16 protein-coding genes and 2 tRNA genes are annotated in these 16882 nt (G+C 57.4%); 1 reads left to right on the forward strand and 17 read right to left on the reverse strand.

Going from position 1 to position 16882, the window contains the following annotated elements; translation table 11 throughout:
• Window positions 1-4: 4 nt before the first annotated feature.
• From BLT77_RS06035 to recA, 7 genes are all read right to left on the reverse strand, one after another.
• A tRNA-Arg gene (locus tag BLT77_RS06035) sits at window positions 5-81 on the reverse strand.
• Between the two features lie 4 nt (window positions 82-85).
• A tRNA-Ser gene (locus tag BLT77_RS06040) sits at window positions 86-175 on the reverse strand.
• Window positions 176-445: 270 nt separating this feature from the next.
• Complete coding sequence (gene csrA, locus BLT77_RS06045; RefSeq protein WP_028109924.1) at window positions 446-640, reverse strand: carbon storage regulator CsrA; 195 nt, start codon at window positions 638-640, stop codon at window positions 446-448.
• A gap of 104 nt (window positions 641-744) precedes the next feature.
• The gene (locus tag BLT77_RS06050) at window positions 745-1962 is read right to left on the reverse strand and encodes an aspartate kinase (protein ID WP_090363508.1); all 1218 of its coding nucleotides are present in this window, start codon (window positions 1960-1962) and stop codon (window positions 745-747) included.
• Window positions 1963-1965: 3 nt separating this feature from the next.
• A complete protein-coding gene (gene alaS, locus BLT77_RS06055) occupies window positions 1966-4587 on the reverse strand; it encodes an alanine--tRNA ligase (RefSeq protein ID WP_090363510.1) in 2622 nt (873 codons plus the stop codon).
• Between the two features lie 140 nt (window positions 4588-4727).
• Complete coding sequence (locus tag BLT77_RS06060; protein WP_425431720.1) at window positions 4728-5150, reverse strand: regulatory protein RecX; 423 nt, start codon at window positions 5148-5150, stop codon at window positions 4728-4730.
• Between the two features lie 33 nt (window positions 5151-5183).
• Window positions 5184-6230, reverse strand: coding sequence for a recombinase RecA (gene recA, locus BLT77_RS06065; protein WP_090363516.1), 1047 nt, complete (start codon window positions 6228-6230; stop codon window positions 5184-5186).
• A gap of 196 nt (window positions 6231-6426) precedes the next feature.
• Between recA and mutS the strand changes: the two genes are divergently transcribed.
• Window positions 6427-8955 (forward strand): DNA mismatch repair protein MutS, encoded by a 2529-nt coding sequence (mutS, locus tag BLT77_RS06070; protein WP_090364376.1) that lies wholly within the window; start codon window positions 6427-6429, stop codon window positions 8953-8955.
• A 60-nt stretch (window positions 8956-9015) separates the two neighbouring features.
• Here the strand turns inward: mutS and rpoS are convergent, their stop codons facing one another.
• The 10 genes from rpoS to eno all read right to left on the reverse strand — a co-directional run bounded on the left by rpoS (window position 9016) and on the right by eno (window position 16809).
• Entirely contained in the window at window positions 9016-10008 is a 993-nt protein-coding gene (gene rpoS, locus BLT77_RS06075; RefSeq protein ID WP_090363519.1) for an RNA polymerase sigma factor RpoS, read from the reverse strand.
• 81 nt (window positions 10009-10089) lie between these two features.
• Window positions 10090-10923 (reverse strand): peptidoglycan DD-metalloendopeptidase family protein, encoded by an 834-nt coding sequence (locus tag BLT77_RS06080; RefSeq protein WP_090363522.1) that lies wholly within the window; start codon window positions 10921-10923, stop codon window positions 10090-10092.
• 17 nt (window positions 10924-10940) lie between these two features.
• A complete protein-coding gene (locus BLT77_RS06085; protein WP_176819207.1) occupies window positions 10941-11462 on the reverse strand; it encodes a YqaA family protein in 522 nt (173 codons plus the stop codon).
• 1 nt (window position 11463) lies between these two features.
• Window positions 11464-12102 carry a protein-L-isoaspartate(D-aspartate) O-methyltransferase gene (locus BLT77_RS06090; protein ID WP_090363527.1) on the reverse strand — a complete coding sequence of 213 codons (639 nt, stop codon included), beginning with the start codon at window positions 12100-12102 and terminating at the stop codon, window positions 11464-11466.
• Complete coding sequence (surE, locus tag BLT77_RS06095; protein ID WP_090363530.1) at window positions 12099-12848, reverse strand: 5'/3'-nucleotidase SurE; 750 nt, start codon at window positions 12846-12848, stop codon at window positions 12099-12101. The genes BLT77_RS06090 and surE overlap by 4 nt, the downstream gene beginning before the upstream one ends.
• Before the next feature lie 12 nt (window positions 12849-12860).
• On the reverse strand, window positions 12861-13913 hold the full coding sequence (gene truD / locus BLT77_RS06100) for a tRNA pseudouridine(13) synthase TruD (RefSeq protein ID WP_245709884.1): 1053 nt from the start codon (window positions 13911-13913) through the stop codon (window positions 12861-12863).
• Window positions 13906-14382, reverse strand: coding sequence for a 2-C-methyl-D-erythritol 2,4-cyclodiphosphate synthase (ispF, locus tag BLT77_RS06105; protein ID WP_090363533.1), 477 nt, complete (start codon window positions 14380-14382; stop codon window positions 13906-13908). Before ispF ends, truD begins: the two co-directional genes overlap by 8 nt.
• A complete protein-coding gene (ispD, locus tag BLT77_RS06110; RefSeq protein WP_090363536.1) occupies window positions 14382-15068 on the reverse strand; it encodes a 2-C-methyl-D-erythritol 4-phosphate cytidylyltransferase in 687 nt (228 codons plus the stop codon). Before ispD ends, ispF begins: the two co-directional genes overlap by 1 nt.
• Before the next feature lie 30 nt (window positions 15069-15098).
• Window positions 15099-15392 carry a cell division protein FtsB gene (gene ftsB / locus BLT77_RS06115; protein ID WP_090364382.1) on the reverse strand — a complete coding sequence of 98 codons (294 nt, stop codon included), beginning with the start codon at window positions 15390-15392 and terminating at the stop codon, window positions 15099-15101.
• A gap of 121 nt (window positions 15393-15513) precedes the next feature.
• Window positions 15514-16809, reverse strand: a complete 1296-nt coding sequence (eno, locus tag BLT77_RS06120) for a phosphopyruvate hydratase (protein ID WP_028113854.1) — start codon at window positions 16807-16809, stop codon at window positions 15514-15516.
• Window positions 16810-16882 lie beyond the last annotated feature (73 nt).

Raw genomic sequence — 16882 nt, forward strand, 5'->3', positions numbered from 1 at the left:
AATATGGCGCGCTCGGAAGGATTCGAACCTTCGACCGCCTGGTTCGTAGCCAGGTACTCTATCCAGCTGAGCTACGAGCGCGCAATGGCGGTGAGGGAGGGATTCGAACCCTCGATACCGATCAAGGTATACGCCCTTAGCAGGGGCGCGCCTTCAGCCACTCGGCCACCTCACCATTTTGACTTATTTCGTTCGGGCTAAGTCCCCCTAGCCACCGTTCGCCAAGTCATCCTCAGCTGCGGTGCGGGGCGTATATTACGTTGTCGCAGAAATATGTCAAACGCTTTTTCCTGCAGCCGAACTCAATTGCAGTGTTTTTGGCCAAGCCGGGTTCATTTAAGGCAGTAACGGCCAAAAACCCAACTATTGTAGGGCAAAAACGGTGACTGGACCGGAATATAACCATGCAGGCATAAAAAAACCGACGCAATTGCGTCGGTTCTTTTTAGAAGTTTCCACCCTGCGGAGTGCCGTCTTTTTCGGCCTGAATCCGCATGTAGATCTCTTCGCGATGAACGGAAACCTCTTTGGGGGCATTTACACCAATACGTACCTGGTTGCCTTTTACTCCCAAAACGGTAACGGTAACTTCGTCACCAATCATCAAGGTTTCGCCTACGCGGCGAGTCAAAATCAGCATTCTTTCGCTCCTCTCTCTTCAAGTCCACCGCTCCTAGCGACGGAATCTTGCAGCGCTATTATAAAGTTAGCCTAGATTAATTCTACCCACATTGGCAGATATTCTCAGTCTTCGCCCAATCCAAATGAACTGTGAAGGCTTCTGACCGCAAGCTCAAGATACTTCTCATCGATGGCAACGGAGATTTTTATCTCTGATGTGGCTATCAAATGAATCTTAATCCCTTCCCGCCCCAAGACCTCAAACATCTGCTTGGCAATACCGGTATGGTACTGCATGGATGCTCCGACAACGGACACCTTGCAGATGTCTTTGGTTTCTATAAGGTGGTCAACTCCCAGCTCTGGCATCAAAGGTTTAATCAATGATTTTGCCAGGGTAAAGTCATCCCGATGAACCGTAAAGGTTAAATCAACACACTCATTCGCCGCTGACGACTGAACGATCATGTCGACCTCAACTTTCGCCTCCGCCAGTGGTGAAAAAACGGCGGCCGCAATGCCCGGCTGGTCTTTCAACCCAGTCAGGGTAATGCTGGCTTCCTCACGGCTAAACGCAATGCCGGTGACACAGGCAGCGGATTGACAATGGCTGTCATAATTGATCAGAGTGCCCTCTCCTTCCTTGAAACTCGACAAAACCCGCAATGGAACCCGATGGCGCCCGGCAAACTCCACCGAACGTATCTGCAACACCCTGGCGCCCATGCTGGACATCTCCAGCATCTCCTCAAAGGTGATGTGGTCCATTTTACGAGCCTTAGGTTCTACCCTTGGATCAGTAGTATAGACCCCTTCTACATCGGTGAATATCTGACACTCATCGGCACCTATGGCTGCCGCAAGCGCCACCGCGGTGGTGTCTGAGCCTCCCCGGCCTAACGTGGTCAGCTCCCGTTGGGGGCTGACCCCCTGAAAACCGGCCACAATGGCAACCTGCCCCAGGGCCAGACATTCACTCAGACGCTGCTTGCAGACATGGGTGATTTCAGCCTTACCATGATGGCCGTCGGTATCAATCCCAACCTGTGAGGCAAGCAGCGACAGTGCGGCAATTCCCCGCTTCTGCAACGCCATCGCCATTAAGGCGATGGAGATCTGCTCACCGGTGCTCACCAGCATATCCAGCTCTCGCTCACTGGGCTTGGCCGACACCTGGGAGGCAAGCTCCAGTAGACGGTTGGTTTCACCGGCCATGGCCGATAACACCACCACCAATTGATGCCCTTCCCTCACGGAGCGGGCGATGCCATCGGCGACCGCCTCTATGCGATCCAGGGATCCCACCGAGGTGCCGCCGAACTTCTGGACGTATAAAGCCACGAATTACAGCCGCTGTGCCAACCAGTCATTGACGGTCGCCAATGCCGAAGGCACGGCAGCGACGTCGGTACCGCCGGCTTGAGCCATATCTGGACGGCCTCCGCCTTTGCCACCAACCTGCTGGGCCACCATGTTCACCAATTCGCCGGCTTTCACTTTTCCGGTCATATCTTTGGTCACACCGGCAATCAGGCTTACCTTGCCCTCTTTCGAGGCGGCTAATACCACGATGCCCGAACCCAGCTTGTTCTTCAACTGGTCCATGGTGTCACGCAGCGATTTAGGGTCGGCGCCTTCCAGATTAGCAACAATCACCTTAACGCCACCTATCTCGATGGCCTGGTCCGCCAGAGAAGCACCGGCCTGAGCATTCAGCTTGGCGTTCAGACGCTCCACCTCTTTCTCAAGCCAGCGGCCTCGCTCAACCATGGTGCGAATGCGATCCGCCAGGTTGTGGGAGTCGCTCTTTACCATGGACGCCAGGCTATCGAACTGCTCACCCAACTGGTGCATGGCCTCGATGGCGTACTGACCGGTAATCGCCTCGATACGGCGAACACCGGCGGCAATGCCACCTTCGGAAACAATCTTAAAGAAGCCGATGTCACCGGTGCGATTGACGTGGGTACCGCCACACAGTTCGGTGGAGAACTCGCCCATACCAACAACACGAACTTCATCGTCGTATTTTTCACCGAACAGAGCCATGGCCCCGGCTTCTTTGGCATCGTCAATGTTCATCAGCCGGGTCGCCACATCGTGGTTGGCCCGAATCTGATCGTTCACCAGCTTCTCGATAGTGCGCAGGGTCTTGATGTTCAGCCCTTCGAAGTGGCTGAAATCAAAACGCAGGCTGTCGGCCGCTACCAGAGATCCTTTCTGGGTGACGTGGTCACCCAACACCTTGCGAAGCGCGGCGTGCAGCAGGTGGGTCGCGGTGTGGTTCAGCTTGATGGCCTGACGGCGGTTTTCATCGATGGCGGCAGTCAACTCCTCACCAACGTGAATCTCACCACCGGAGACGTAACCCACGTGCAGGATGGCGTTGCCGGCTTTACGGGTGTCGGTAACACTGAAAGCACCGTCGACCATCAGCAGTTCGCCGCGGTCGCCACTCTGACCGCCGCTCTCGGCGTAGAATGGCGTGGTGTCCAGAATCACCTGGCCCTCTTCACCCTCCAGCAACTGCTGTACCGATTCGCCCTCTTTGTAGATGGCAGTCACCTTGGCGGCCTGCTCGGTCAGCTCATAGCCGCTGAACTCGGATTCAGCATCAATGCGCAGCACTTCATTGTAATCAACACCAAACTTGCTGGCCTGCTGAGCGCGCTTGCGCTGGGCGGCCATGGCGTCATCGAAACCCTGCTGGTCAATCTTCACTTCGCGCTCGCGGGCGATGTCGGCGGTCAAGTCGGCCGGGAAACCATAGGTGTCGTACAGTTCAAACACCTTGGCACCGGGAATGGTGTCGCCATCAAGGTCAACCAGAACCTCTTCCAGCAATGCCAGACCGCGATCCACGGTACGCAGGAACTGCTCCTCTTCGGTCTTCAGTACCTTGGTGATCACCGGCATCTGGGTGTTCAGCTCGTTGTAGGCCGCGCCCATCAACTCAGCCAGCTTCGGTGCCAAACGGTGGAAGAAGGGAGCTCTGGCCCCCAGCTTGTGACCATGACGGACGGCGCGACGGATGATGCGACGAAGCACATAACCACGGCCTTCATTGGAAGGCATTACGCCATCGGCCAGCAGGAAAGCACAGGAGCGGATGTGATCGGCAATCACCCGCAGGGAGTTGTTTTCCAGATCCGAAACGTTCAGCAGTTGTGCCGATTGCTTGATCAGGCTCTGAAACAGATCAATCTCATAGTTGGAGTGCACGCCCTGCATGATGGCAGCAATACGCTCCAGCCCCATGCCGGTGTCCACCGACGGCTTAGGCAACGGATTCATGGTGCCGTCGGCCTGACGGTTGTACTGCATGAATACGATGTTCCAGATTTCGATGAAACGGTCGCCGTCCTCTTCCGGAGTGCCGGGACGGCCGCCCCAGATGTGCTCGCCGTGGTCGTAGAAGATCTCGGTGCAGGGACCGCAAGGGCCGGTATCACCCATCTGCCAGAAGTTATCGGAGGCGTAAGGCGCGCCTTTATTGTCACCGATGCGAATGATGTTGTCCGCCGCAACGCCGATCTGGTTGAGCCAGATGTCGTAGGCTTCATCGTCGGATTCGTAGATAGTGACGCACAGCTTCTCCTTTGGCAGCTTCAACTCTTCGGTCAAAAACTTCCAGGCAAAATGGATGGCGTCCACTTTGAAGTAGTCACCGAAGCTGAAGTTACCCAGCATTTCGAAGAAGGTGTGGTGACGGGCGGTGTATCCCACATTTTCCAGGTCGTTATGCTTACCACCGGCGCGCACGCAGCGCTGCGAGGTTGTGGCTCGAGTGTAGTTGCGCTGCTCAGCGCCCAGGAACACATCTTTGAACTGGTTCATACCGGCATTGGTAAACAGCAATGTCGGGTCGTTATGGGGAACCAGGGAGCTGGACTCCAATACTTCGTGGTTCTGGGTGCGGAAATATTCCAGGAAAGCTTCCCGAATTTCAGCAGTGGTCATACGCATGCGGTCATCCTGAAAAAACTGATTGAGTGACGTTTGACAGCCACCTACCCGCTCAGGGTGAGGCTGCTGCCCATACAAACGCTCAATTATATCCGCAAGGATGGTCAGCAAACCAGTAAAGAAGGGGAAATTAAGAAAAATTAGCCGTGCTGGCGCAATTCGTCGAAAGCAAACTGAATCTGCTCGGATTCAAAACCCCGGCCCATCAGAAACCGGTACGCTTTCTGGCGGCTGGCGTACTGCTCGATGTCGTTGCGGTGGTAGCGTCGCTCGGCCACGGTAAGGCAGGCCGCCCACCAATCCAACTCCTGCTGCTGCAGCGCTGCCTCAATCAGGGAGGAGCCGACGCCTTTGGTTCTGAGCTCCTGGCGCAGACGATTTGGCCCGACACCACGGTGAAAGCGGCTGCGCACATACCCCATGGCAAAACGGGTGTCATCCAGATAGCCCCAGTCCTGAAGCTGATCCAGCAATGGGGCGTCTTCTGAAACAGAAAAGCCGCGTTGACGCAGCTTCTGCACCAACTCGGCTTTTGAGTGGTCGCGGCGACTGAGTAACCCCAACGCCGCGTGTTTTGTCTCTTTGTCGCTCAGAGCTTACTCTCCTGCCGGAGCCTCGGCTTTGGCATCTTCGAACTCGTCTTTGGCCGGCTCGGCCTTGACCAGCAGCATGGCGCGCAGCTGAGTCTCGATCTCTTCAGCAATGGCCACGTTCTCCTTGAGGAAACGGATGCTGTTGGCCTTACCCTGACCGATCTTCTCACCTTTATAGCTGTACCAGGCTCCGGACTTTTCGACCAGCTTGTGCTTCACGCCCAAATCAATCAGTTCGCCCTCTTTAGAGGTGCCTTCGCCGTACAGGATCTGGAACTCGGCCTGTTTAAACGGTGGCGCAACCTTATTCTTCACGACCTTGACCCGGGTCTCGTTACCCACCACTTCGTCACCATCTTTAATAGCGCCGGTACGGCGAATATCCAGGCGGACGGAGGAGTAGAACTTCAGGGCGTTACCACCGGTGGTGGTTTCCGGGCTGCCGAACATCACACCGATCTTCATCCGAATCTGGTTAATGAAGATGCACAGGGTGTTGGAGCGTTTGATGTTGGCCGTCAGCTTACGCAGGGCCTGAGACATCAGACGGGCCTGCAGACCCACGTGGGAGTCACCCATCTCGCCTTCGATCTCCGCCTTCGGCGTCAGGGCAGCAACGGAGTCAACGATCACCACATCAACGGCACCGGAGCGCACCAGCATGTCACAGATTTCCAGCGCCTGTTCACCGGTGTCCGGCTGGGAAACCAGCAACTCTTTGACGTTGACACCCAGCTTTTCCGCATAGATGGGGTCCAGGGCGTGCTCGGCATCCACAAAGGCGCAGGTCTTGCCCATCTTCTGGGCTTCGGCGACAACCTGCAGGGTCATGGTGGTTTTACCGGAAGATTCAGGGCCATAGATTTCAACAACCCGGCCGGCAGGCAGACCACCGATACCCAGTGCCACATCCAGACCCAGTGAACCGGTGGAGATGGACTCGATATCCAGGGTGGTGGCGTCACCAAGACGCATGATTGAGCCTTTACCAAACTGCTTTTCAATCTGGCCCAGGGCGGCCGACAGGGCACGCTGTTTGTTGTTGTCCATTGCAAGCTCCACTCTAAAATTCAATGGGTCGTTCTGTCATTTGTTGGGGCCAGTATACTGTATAGTCATACAGTATCAAGAGTTGTTTGCCATCTAGAGGCGAAATTCAATAACGGGTATCATAGCCGCTTCACTGAATTTGACTAGCAGGAACCTTGTGAGCACCCAGTCCGCGGCCCTTCAGCACCACACGCCCATGATGCAACAATACCTGACCCTCAAAGCTGAGCATCAGGACGTCATTCTGTTCTATCGTATGGGCGACTTCTATGAGCTCTTTTACGACGACGCCAAACGGACCGCGCAGTTACTGGACATCACCCTGACCGCCCGAGGCAAGAGCGGCGGCGACCCGATTCCCATGGCCGGCGTGCCCTACCATGCGGTAGAAGGCTACCTGGCCAGACTGGTGCAGATGGGAGAGTCAGTCGCCATCTGCGAACAGGTGGGCGACCCCGCTACCAGCAAGGGACCGGTGGAGCGCAAAGTGGTGCGGATTGTCACACCGGGTACCGTGACCGATGAAGCCCTGCTGACCGAGCGCCGCGACAATCTGGTGGCCGCGGTTTACGAGCATCAGGGCCAGTATGGTTTTGCCACCCTGGACATGACCTCGGGCCGCTTCTTCCTCAATGAACTGGCGGACGACGATGCCCTGCTGGCCGAACTGCAGCGGGTCAGCCCGGCGGAGCTGCTGTACTCCGAGTCATTTCCCGGCAAGGCGCTGCTGGCGTCCTGTCAGGGATTGCGTCGGCGGCCGGAGTGGGAGTTTGATCTGGCCACGGCCCGCAAGCAACTCACCAGCCAGTTTGGTACCCGTGATCTGACCGGCTTCGGTGTCGACAGCGCCGACAGGGGACTGTGTGCCGCCGGCTGTCTGCTGCAGTATGTTAAAGACACTCAGCGCACCGCCCTGCCCCATATTCGCAGCATCAGTCGCCAGCAAAATGGCGACTGCATCATTCTCGATGCCGCCACCCGGAAAAACCTGGAGCTGACCCATAACCTCAGCGGCGGCCATGACAACACCCTGGCATCGGTGCTGGACCGCACCGCGACCGCCATGGGCTCACGGCAACTGCAGCGCTGGGTGCATCAACCGCTGACCCAGCGTAACCAGCTGAACCTGAGGCTGGATTCGGTAGAGGAGCTGCTGGACAGCGGCCTGTTTGTGGAGCTGTCCGAGCTGCTGAAAGCCATCGGTGACATCGAACGGGTTCTGGCCCGCCTGGCGCTTCGCAGTGCCCGACCACGGGATTTCGCCCGACTTCGCAACGCCCTGACGCACCTGCCGGAACTCAAAACCACCCTAGCCGACAGCCACAGCGCCCGCCTTGGACAGTTGATCACCCAGCTGGGGGAGTTTCCAGACGAGTTGACCTTGCTGGAACGGGCCATCATCGACAATCCGCCGGTACTGATTCGGGACGGCGGCGTTATCGCCCCCGGTTACGATGCCGATCTGGATTACTGGCGGGATCTGTCACAGGGTGCCACCGACTATCTGGCCGAGCTGGAACAGCGGGAGCGGGACAACACCGGCATCGCCACTCTGAAGGTCGGATACAACAAGGTTCATGGCTACTACATTGAGGTCAGCCGGGCCCAGTCCGCGCTGGTACCGGCCAGCTACGTACGCCGGCAAACCCTGAAAAATACCGAACGCTTCATCGTTCCCGAGCTTAAGGAGCACGAGGACAAGGTACTGACCAGTCAGGGCAAAGCGCTGGCACTGGAAAAGCAGCTGTATGAGCAGTTGTTTGATCTGCTGCTGCCAAAACTGGCCGCGTTGCAGGAGTTTGGCTTTGCCTGCGCCGAACTGGATGTGCTGCAAAACTTCGCCGAACGCGCCCAGACCCTGAACTACTGTCGCCCACAGTTGATTGATGACGCCGGAATCCACATCGATGGCGGTCGTCACCCAGTGGTGGAGCAAGTGATGAAGGATCCCTTTATCGCCAACCCGGTTAAACTGGCCCCGAGCCGGCGCATGTTGATTCTGACCGGCCCCAACATGGGCGGTAAATCCACCTATATGCGCCAGACGGCCCTGATCACCCTGATGGCCCATATCGGCAGCTTTGTTCCCGCCGATGACGCCCGAATCGGCCCGGTGGATCGCATCTTTACCCGCATCGGCGCCTCCGACGATCTGGCTTCTGGGCGCTCCACCTTCATGGTGGAGATGACCGAAACCGCCAATATTCTCAACAATGCCGGCCCCACCAGCCTGGTGCTGATGGATGAGATTGGTCGCGGGACGTCTACCTACGATGGCTTGTCACTCGCCTGGGCAGCGGCAGAGTATCTGACCAGCAAAAGCCAATCCATGACGCTGTTTGCTACTCACTATTTCGAACTGACCCAGCTGCCGGACGCTCAACCCGGGGCTGTAAACGTGCACCTGGACGCGGTGGAGCACGGCGACACCATCGCCTTTATGCATGCGGTTCAGGACGGTCCCGCCAGCCGCAGTTATGGCTTGCAGGTTGCCGCCCTGGCCGGGGTACCCAAAGGAGTGATTCGCCAGGCCAAACAGAAGTTGGCGCAGCTCGAGCAGCAGGAGCATCAGGGCGGACATACGCCGCAGATGGCCCTGCCCATCCCTGGAGGTGAACCGGACTCCCACCCGGTAGTGGAGATGCTGGAACAGATTGATCCTGACAATCTCAGCCCCCGGCAAGCCCACGATCTGCTATACCGGCTCAAACAGGAGCTGAACTAAGACAGAAAAAAACGCGGTCAGATGGCCGCGTTTTTTCAATGCACTTAAGGGCAATGTCAGTCACTGTCGAAACAGTGCCTCGCTTGAGAGACCCTGAGCACCCAGCAGATCCTTAAGACGGCGCAACGCTTCTACCTGAATCTGGCGAACCCGCTCTCGGGTCAAGCCAATTTCACGGCCTACGTCTTCCAGGGTGGATGGCTCATAGCCCAGCAATCCAAACCGGCGCGCCAGTACCTCACGCTGCTTGGAGTTAAGCTCATCCAACCAACGAACCACCGAGTCCTGAATGTCGTCTTCCTGGACCCTGACCTCCGGACTGGCCCCGTCATCATCGGCGATGATGTCCAGCAGTGCCTTATCGGAATCGCCCCCAATGGGCGTATCCACCGAGCTGATCTTTTCATTCAGCTTAAGCATCTTGCTGACGTCTTCCACCGGTCGGTCGAGTTTTGCCGCAATCTCATCGGCGGTCGGCTCATGATCCAGGCTGTGGGCCAGTTCACGGGCGGTGCGCAGATAAACATTGAGCTCTTTGACCACATGGATAGGCAGGCGTATGGTCCTGGTCTGATTCATGATGGCCCGTTCAATGGTCTGACGGATCCACCAGGTGGCGTAGGTTGAAAAACGGAACCCGCGCTCGGGATCGAATTTTTCGACGGCACGAATCAAGCCAAGGTTGCCTTCTTCGATAAGATCGAGGAGTGCGAGCCCCCGGTTGTTGTAGCGACGGGCAATCTTCACCACCAACCTAAGATTGCTCTCAATCATTCGATTGCGGGATTTGGCACAATCACGCTGCGCACGGCGGGCGTAATAGACCTCCTCCTCTGCGGTTAACAGGGGTGAAAACCCGATTTCGCTCAGGTACAACTGAGTTGCATCGAGGTTCTTTTGCAGATCATCCTGTACCAGTTGATCTACTGCGGATTCTTTTGCCTTGCGGGTCTTTTTCGATCCTGCCTGAGCCGATTCAGTCCCCAAAACCGCATCGTCTCGATCGATTGCCACCGCAGCGGCACTGCTGTATTGCTTGTTATTCCGACTCATTGGCCAGTCTCCCAATTTGTCCCAAACCACATTGATTAATTCACGGTAAAGCCTCCATATACCTTGACGTCCCTTCAAAAATTACCGCTTAGGGAGATACCGTTCCGGATCCACGGGCTTACCTTTGTAGCGAATCTCAAAGTGCAACTTCACTCTGTCGCTGTCGGTTTGTCCCATCTCTGCGATCCGTTGACCGGCTTTCACTCCCTGTTTTTCGCGTACTAAGATTTTCTTATTGTGGGCATACGCACTTAGATAATCATCACTGTGTTTAATAATTATTAATTTGCCATACCCTCGCAACGCACTTCCGGCATACACCACTTTTCCTTGTGCCGAAGCCACAACAGGCGTTCCTTCCTTAGAAACAATGTCTAGCCCCTTTAGCCCCTGCCCTGAATCGGAGTAACGCGCAACCACCTTCCCGGAGGTTGGCCACCTCCATCCAGCCACTTTCTTGGGCAGTTGGGAGTTTAACGACCTGTTAATAAATTGTGAGCTTCTTGTTGAAGCATACTCTTGAGAATTTTTGGGATCAACCGCTTTAGTGGTTTCTTTTTGTTTTTTCGAATTGGTAGTACCAGATGTGGATTGACGAGCATTCACAGTGGTTTTCACTGTCTTTGGTGGTTTCGAAGCGGGTCCTGCTGCTTTTTTGACCGATTCTAAATCAAGCCACTGCCCAACCTGTATGGTGTAGGGCGATCCCAATGAATTGGTCTTGGCCAGTTGCCGGAAATCGGTCCCCGATGCCCAGGCGATGGAGTAGAGGGTATCCCCGGGCTGCACCTTGTAGCGCTTTTGGTTGACGCTGCCTTTGACGGTGTCCCGAAATGTCTTGCCTGTGTATAAGGTTTCCACAGGCGCTGGATTGGACGCCTGAAAACTGCAGCCGGCAGTGATCATCACCAGCATAATCAAACAAAGACGGGTTAAAACAGGGCAATTATCGCACACAGAAACAATCCCAAAATGATCCAGCCTATCCAGGCATAATGAGCAGGCAGACGCCCGGTTTGCCGGGCAACCCAGGCCACCAGATAATAACGGCTGGCCCGTCCGATCAGCGCAGCAACAATAAACGACAGCAGCGATACCCCACTGGCCCCGGCAGCCAAGGTCGCCAGTTTATAGGGGATGGGCGTCAAGCCGGTAATCGCCAGTACCCAGGGACCCCACTGCTGAAACAACACCAGGGTTTGCCGTAATTCCACCTGGTAACCCCAGCGCTCCACCAATGGCATCACCAAGGCCTCCATGCCCCAGCGGGCGGCCATGTATGCCACCAGGCCACCGGCTACCGATGCCAGGGTCGCTAACGTGGCATAGTGCCAGCAACGACGGGGCTGGGCCCGGCATAACGGCGCCAGTAACAGCTCCACCGGCACAGGCACGATGAGCCCTTCCAGAAACGCAAACGCCGCCAGAGAGCGGCGGCGTAACGATAAGGACACCCTATTCCGTTGCACCGGCAACCAGTGGCACAAAGCGTACCCCTTCCAGCACTTCACTGACAAAGCGATCGCCCTGACGAGTGATCAGGTGCAACACCTGCTCGGTCTCTCCCAGAGGGATAACCATGCGGCCACCGTCAGCCAGTTGCTGCAGCAATGCTTGTGGCAACTCCCGGGCCGCAGCGGTCACTATGATGCCGGCAAACGGCGCCCGGGCCTGCCAGCCCTGCCAACCATCCCCATATTTGAAGGCGATGTTATGCAGATCCATCTTCTTCAGCCGTTGCCGTGCGGTGATTTGCAGGCTTTTTATACGCTCGACAGTGCACAACTGCGGTACCAGCTGCGCCAGAATGGCCGACTGATAACCGGAGCCGGTGCCAATCTCCAACACCGGACCGGGTTGCAGCCCGCTCAGCAACGCCTCGGTCATGCGGGCGACGATGTATGGCTGAGAGATGGTCTGGCCCTGGCCGATGGGCAGAGCGGTGTTTTCCCAGGCTCGTTGAATCAGCGCCCCCTCCACAAACCCCTGACGGGGTGTGGTGGCAATGGCGTTAAGCACCCGGGCATCGGCAATGCCCGCTTGCTTCAGCTGTTGGGCCAGTCTCTGGCCGTAAGCCTGCGCATTGCCGATCATTGCAGGTCACCCATCCAGTTTTGCAGCCCCGCCAGTTGCTCGTGCGCCGTCAGGTCTACCGTTAGCGGAGTGATGGAGATATAGCCGTTGGCCACCGCATCAAAATCGGTGCCTTCGCCGGCATCCTGCTGACGGCCGGGAGGGCCGAGCCAGAAGATATCCCGGCCCGCAGGATCCTGGGTTCGAATCATGCCTTCGGCTTTGTGGCGTGCCCCCAAACGCGTGACCTTGACGCCCTGAATCTGCTCCTGAGGCAGATCCGGCACATTGATGTTGAGGATCTGATCCGACGGCAGCGGATGTTGCTGCAGGTGCCGCACCAGCTTTAGCGTGAACGCGGCCGCGGTCTCATAATGGCGTAACTCGCGCCCCACCAGGGAGACCGCAATGGTCGGCAGCCCCAGGTGACGTCCCTCCATGGCGGCCGCCACAGTGCCGGAATATAGGGTGTCGTCGCCAAGGTTGGCGCCGGCGTTAATGCCGGATACCACCAGATCCGGCTCACCGTCCATCAGCTCCCGAATCGCCAGATGAACGCAATCGGTCGGCGTGCCATTGACAGCGATATAGCCATTATCAATGGTCTGAATTCGCAATGGATTGGTCAGCGTCAGTGAGTTGCTGGCGCCACTGCAGTTCCGATCCGGCGCCACCGTCGTCACCTCGGCGATGTCAGCCAGTGCTTCAGATAGGGCCCGGATACCCGGGGCATGAACGCCGTCGTCGTTGCTTACAAGAATTCTCATAGTGAGCTATTTTTATCCATTAACCGATTGATTTTCAATACTCTGGGCATCTTCATAGCGGAGAATCTCCCGCAATACCGAGGTGGCGTAGGCGCCGGCAGGCAGCACGAACTTCACCACCAAGGTATCGGCCTCCCGCTGCCAGCTCATCCCCTGCGGCTGCAGCAGCAGGGGCCGCCGCTCCTGCTTCATCCGCGCCGCTTCCAGCCCGGCCAGCAGTTCCGGCCAGCGCTGCAGCTGAGACAGTTCGAACCGGTCGGCCTCGTCGTCGCCGTAGCGGCCACTGCCAGCCATAGGCGCAGACAGTCGCAGCTCCCCCCGGGCAAGACGATCGACCAGATCGGCGTCATCTACCTCGGACTTAAAGAAACTGCCACCGGCGGGCATCATCAGGGTATCGCCGGGCAGCAGACCCAGACCATGACGCTGCAACCGCTCGGACACCAACTGATTAAACAGGAAACTGCGGGCCGCCGACAGGTACAGGCTGCGCTTGTTGCGATCCTTGACCCGACGTCCGGCAAACATCTCGGCTGCCCGGGCCACGTTGCGACCGCCATGGCCAAAACGCTGCTCACCAAAGTAGTTGGGCACGCCGGTGTCCCGAACCTGCTGCAACCGGTTATCGAGGTCATCATCGCCCTCGACCTGCCTGAGCGTCAGGGTAAAGGCATTGCCCAGCAGCGCTCCTACCCGCAGCTTTTTGCTGTGACGAAGGGCCTGCAGCACCTGCATGGTGTCATCATTGAGGCTCGCCCAGTCCGGCGTTTCTTTACCGGGAATGCGCACCGACAGCCATTGGGTGGTAACGCCGAATTTGTCCTTGAGGCCAGCCCATGAGACGTCCATGGCTTTGACACCGGCGAACTCTGCCAGCTTTCTGGCCAGCTGGTGGGTGGTCATCTCCCGCTTGCGAATCTGCAGCAGGTGGTGCTCGCCCTGACCGTCGGCGCTGAACGGCAACAACTCATCCACCTGAAAGTCTTCCGGCTGGCTGCGCAGCAGACCGGTGGCGGTCGGCTGGCCATGAAGAAAATGCCACTGCGGCAGTGTGTAATCAGACACGACTCAGTACCACCACAGCTTCAACGGCAATCCCTTCGGCTCGCCCGGTAAACCCCAACTTTTCGGTGGTGGTGGCTTTCACGTTCACCTGAGACAACTGAGACTCCAGATCGGCACTGATGTTGGTGCGCATGGCATCGATATGAGGCGCCATCTTGGGCGCCTGGGCGATCACCGTCACGTCAAGATTGCCCAACCGGTAGCCCTGCTCCTTGATCAAAGCATAGCAGTGACGCAGCAACTCCCGGCTGTCGGCCCCCTTGAAGCGGGGATCGGTGTCGGGAAAGTGATGACCAATGTCACCCAGCGCCATGGCGCCCAACAGGGCATCGCTGACGGCATGCAGAATCACGTCGCCGTCGGAGTGCGCCAGCAACCCCTGATGATAAGCTACCGGTACGCCGGCCAGGATGACCGGACCTTCTCCGCCAAATTTGTGTACATCAAAACCGTGACCGATGCGGATCATTACAGCTCCTTTATCAATAATTCAGCCATCCTGAGATCATCGGGATGGGTAACTTTCATGTTGCTGATGCAGCCTTCCACCAGGGTCGGCTGCCACCCGACGCGCTCCATGGCCGAGGCTTCATCGGTGATGGATGCCTGCTGCGCCAGGGCTTGTGCCAGCGCCTCGCGCAGTGCCACCAGGGGGAACAGCTGGGGCGTCAATGCGTGCCACAGGCCCTGCCGCTCTACCGTATGATCGATGTCACCGGCGGCAGTGGCACGCTTCATGGTGTCGCGAACCGGTGCGGCCAGAATGCCGCCCTGGGTACCCGCCTGCTGCAGCAGGCGGGTGATGTCCTGCTGACGCAGGCACGGCCGGGCAGCGTCATGCACCATAACCCAGGCATCGTCGTCGTCGATGGCATTGAGCGCCGCCAAGACCGAATCGGCCCGCTCGCCGCCACCGTCGACCCGGCGGACACGGTCATCACCGGCTTCGGCCAGCTGGTCAAACAGGGTATCCCTGGGGCTCAGGGCCACCACCACCTGGCTGATGTCCGGGTGGGCCAGCAGGCGGGACAGGGTATGGGAAAGGATCGGACGGCCGTCGAGGTTGAGGTATTGTTTGGGCAGGGCGGCGCCCATGCGTTTGCCGATGCCGGCTGCGGGCACGACGGCATACACCTTCTGTTGTTGTTGTCGCATTTAAGCTCCGAAATGACCGGGAGGCAGGCGTTATTGGCCGGCGTTGGATGAGGGGCGTTTGATGACCCGGAAGAACTGTTCGTCACTGCCGACCATGCCCAGCTCATTGCGAGCCCGCTCCTCCACCGATTCCAGACCGTTGCGCAGATCGGCGATCTCCTCACGCAGCATCTGATTGCGCTGCTCGAGGTCGAGATTGTTGTCACTCTGCTCGGCGATCTGCACTTCCAGCCGGCGCACTTCGGCGTAGCCGTTCTCACCGCTCCAGAGGCGGTATTGCAGTCCCACCAGGGCCAGCGTCATGATTATCAGCAGTACTCGCATCTCATCCACCCGTACGTTGATGTCAGAGATCTTGACCTAAGGTGAGGGAAAAGAAAAGAAAAAAGCCAACAAAAAAGCCGCCCGCAGGCGACTTTTTGCATTTTCAATCTCGAGTCGGGAGTTAGCCCTGACCGTTGATCTCTTTCAGACCGTTGTAGGCCACTTTGCCAGCCAGCTGCTCTTCGATACGCAGCAACTGGTTGTACTTGGCAACCCGGTCAGAACGGCACAAAGAACCGGTCTTGATCTGGCCCGCCGCAGTACCTACCGCCAGATCGGCGATGGTGGCGTCTTCGGTTTCACCGGAACGGTGAGAGATAACCGCAGTAAAGCCGGCATCTTTGGCCATCTTGATGGCGTCCAGAGTTTCGGACAGGGAGCCGATCTGGTTGAACTTGATCAGGATGGAGTTACCGATGCTGTTGTCGATACCACGCTTCAGGATCTTGGTGTTGGTTACGAACAGGTCGTCACCCACCAGCTGAATCTTGTCGCCCAGGATCTGGGTCTGGTAAGCCCAGCCATCCCAGTCAGACTCGTCCAGGCCGTCTTCGATGGAAACGATAGGGTACTGTTCGGTCAGGTTGGCCAGGTAGTCAGAGAAACCGTTGGAATCAAAGCTCTTACCTTCGCCACTCAGGACGTATTGGCCGTCTTTGTAGAACTCGGACGCGGCACAATCCAGCGCCAGAGTCACGTCTTTGCCCAGGGTGTAACCTGCCGCTTCAACCGCTTCTTTGATGATCGCCAGAGCGTCCGCGTTAGACGCCAGGTTTGGCGCGAAACCACCTTCATCACCTACGGCAGTGTTCAGGCCTTTGGCGCTCAACACTTTCTTCAGGTTGTGGAAGATTTCAGCACCCATACGCAGTGCTTCACGGAAGTTCTCGGCGCCAACAGGCTGAACCATGAACTCCTGAATGTCGACGTTGTTGTCGGCATGCTCACCACCGTTGAGGATGTTCATCATCGGAACCGGCATGGAGTACACGCCCGGAGTGCCGTTCAGCTCAGCGATGTGAGCGTACAGAGGCAGGCCCTTGGCGGATGCGGCCGCTTTGGCTGCAGCCAGGGATACCGCCAGAATCGCGTTGGCACCCAGGTTGTCTTTGTTCTCGGTACCGTCCAGATCCAGCATCGCCTGATCCAGGCCACGCTGATCCAGGGCATCGAAGCCCAGCAGTGCAGGAGCGATCTTGTCGTTAACGTTGGCCACCGCCTTCAGTACGCCTTTACCCAGGTAGCGGGACTTGTCACCGTCACGCAGTTCCAGGGCTTCACGGGTACCGGTAGACGCGCCGGACGGGGCGCAGGCCATGCCAAAGAACCCACCTTCCAGATGCACTTCGGCTTCTACGGTTGGGTTACCACGAGAGTCCATGACTTCGCGGCCGACAATCTTAACGATCTTTGCCATTACATTATTTCCTATACAGAGTTTAAAAATTAAGTCCGGCCACCGCTCCCGGCAGCCGGACAGGAATCTCGCT

The sequence above is a fragment of the Ferrimonas sediminum genome, assembly GCF_900100175.1.
In the GTDB taxonomy this organism is placed as follows: Bacteria; Pseudomonadota; Gammaproteobacteria; order Enterobacterales; family Shewanellaceae; genus Ferrimonas; species Ferrimonas sediminum.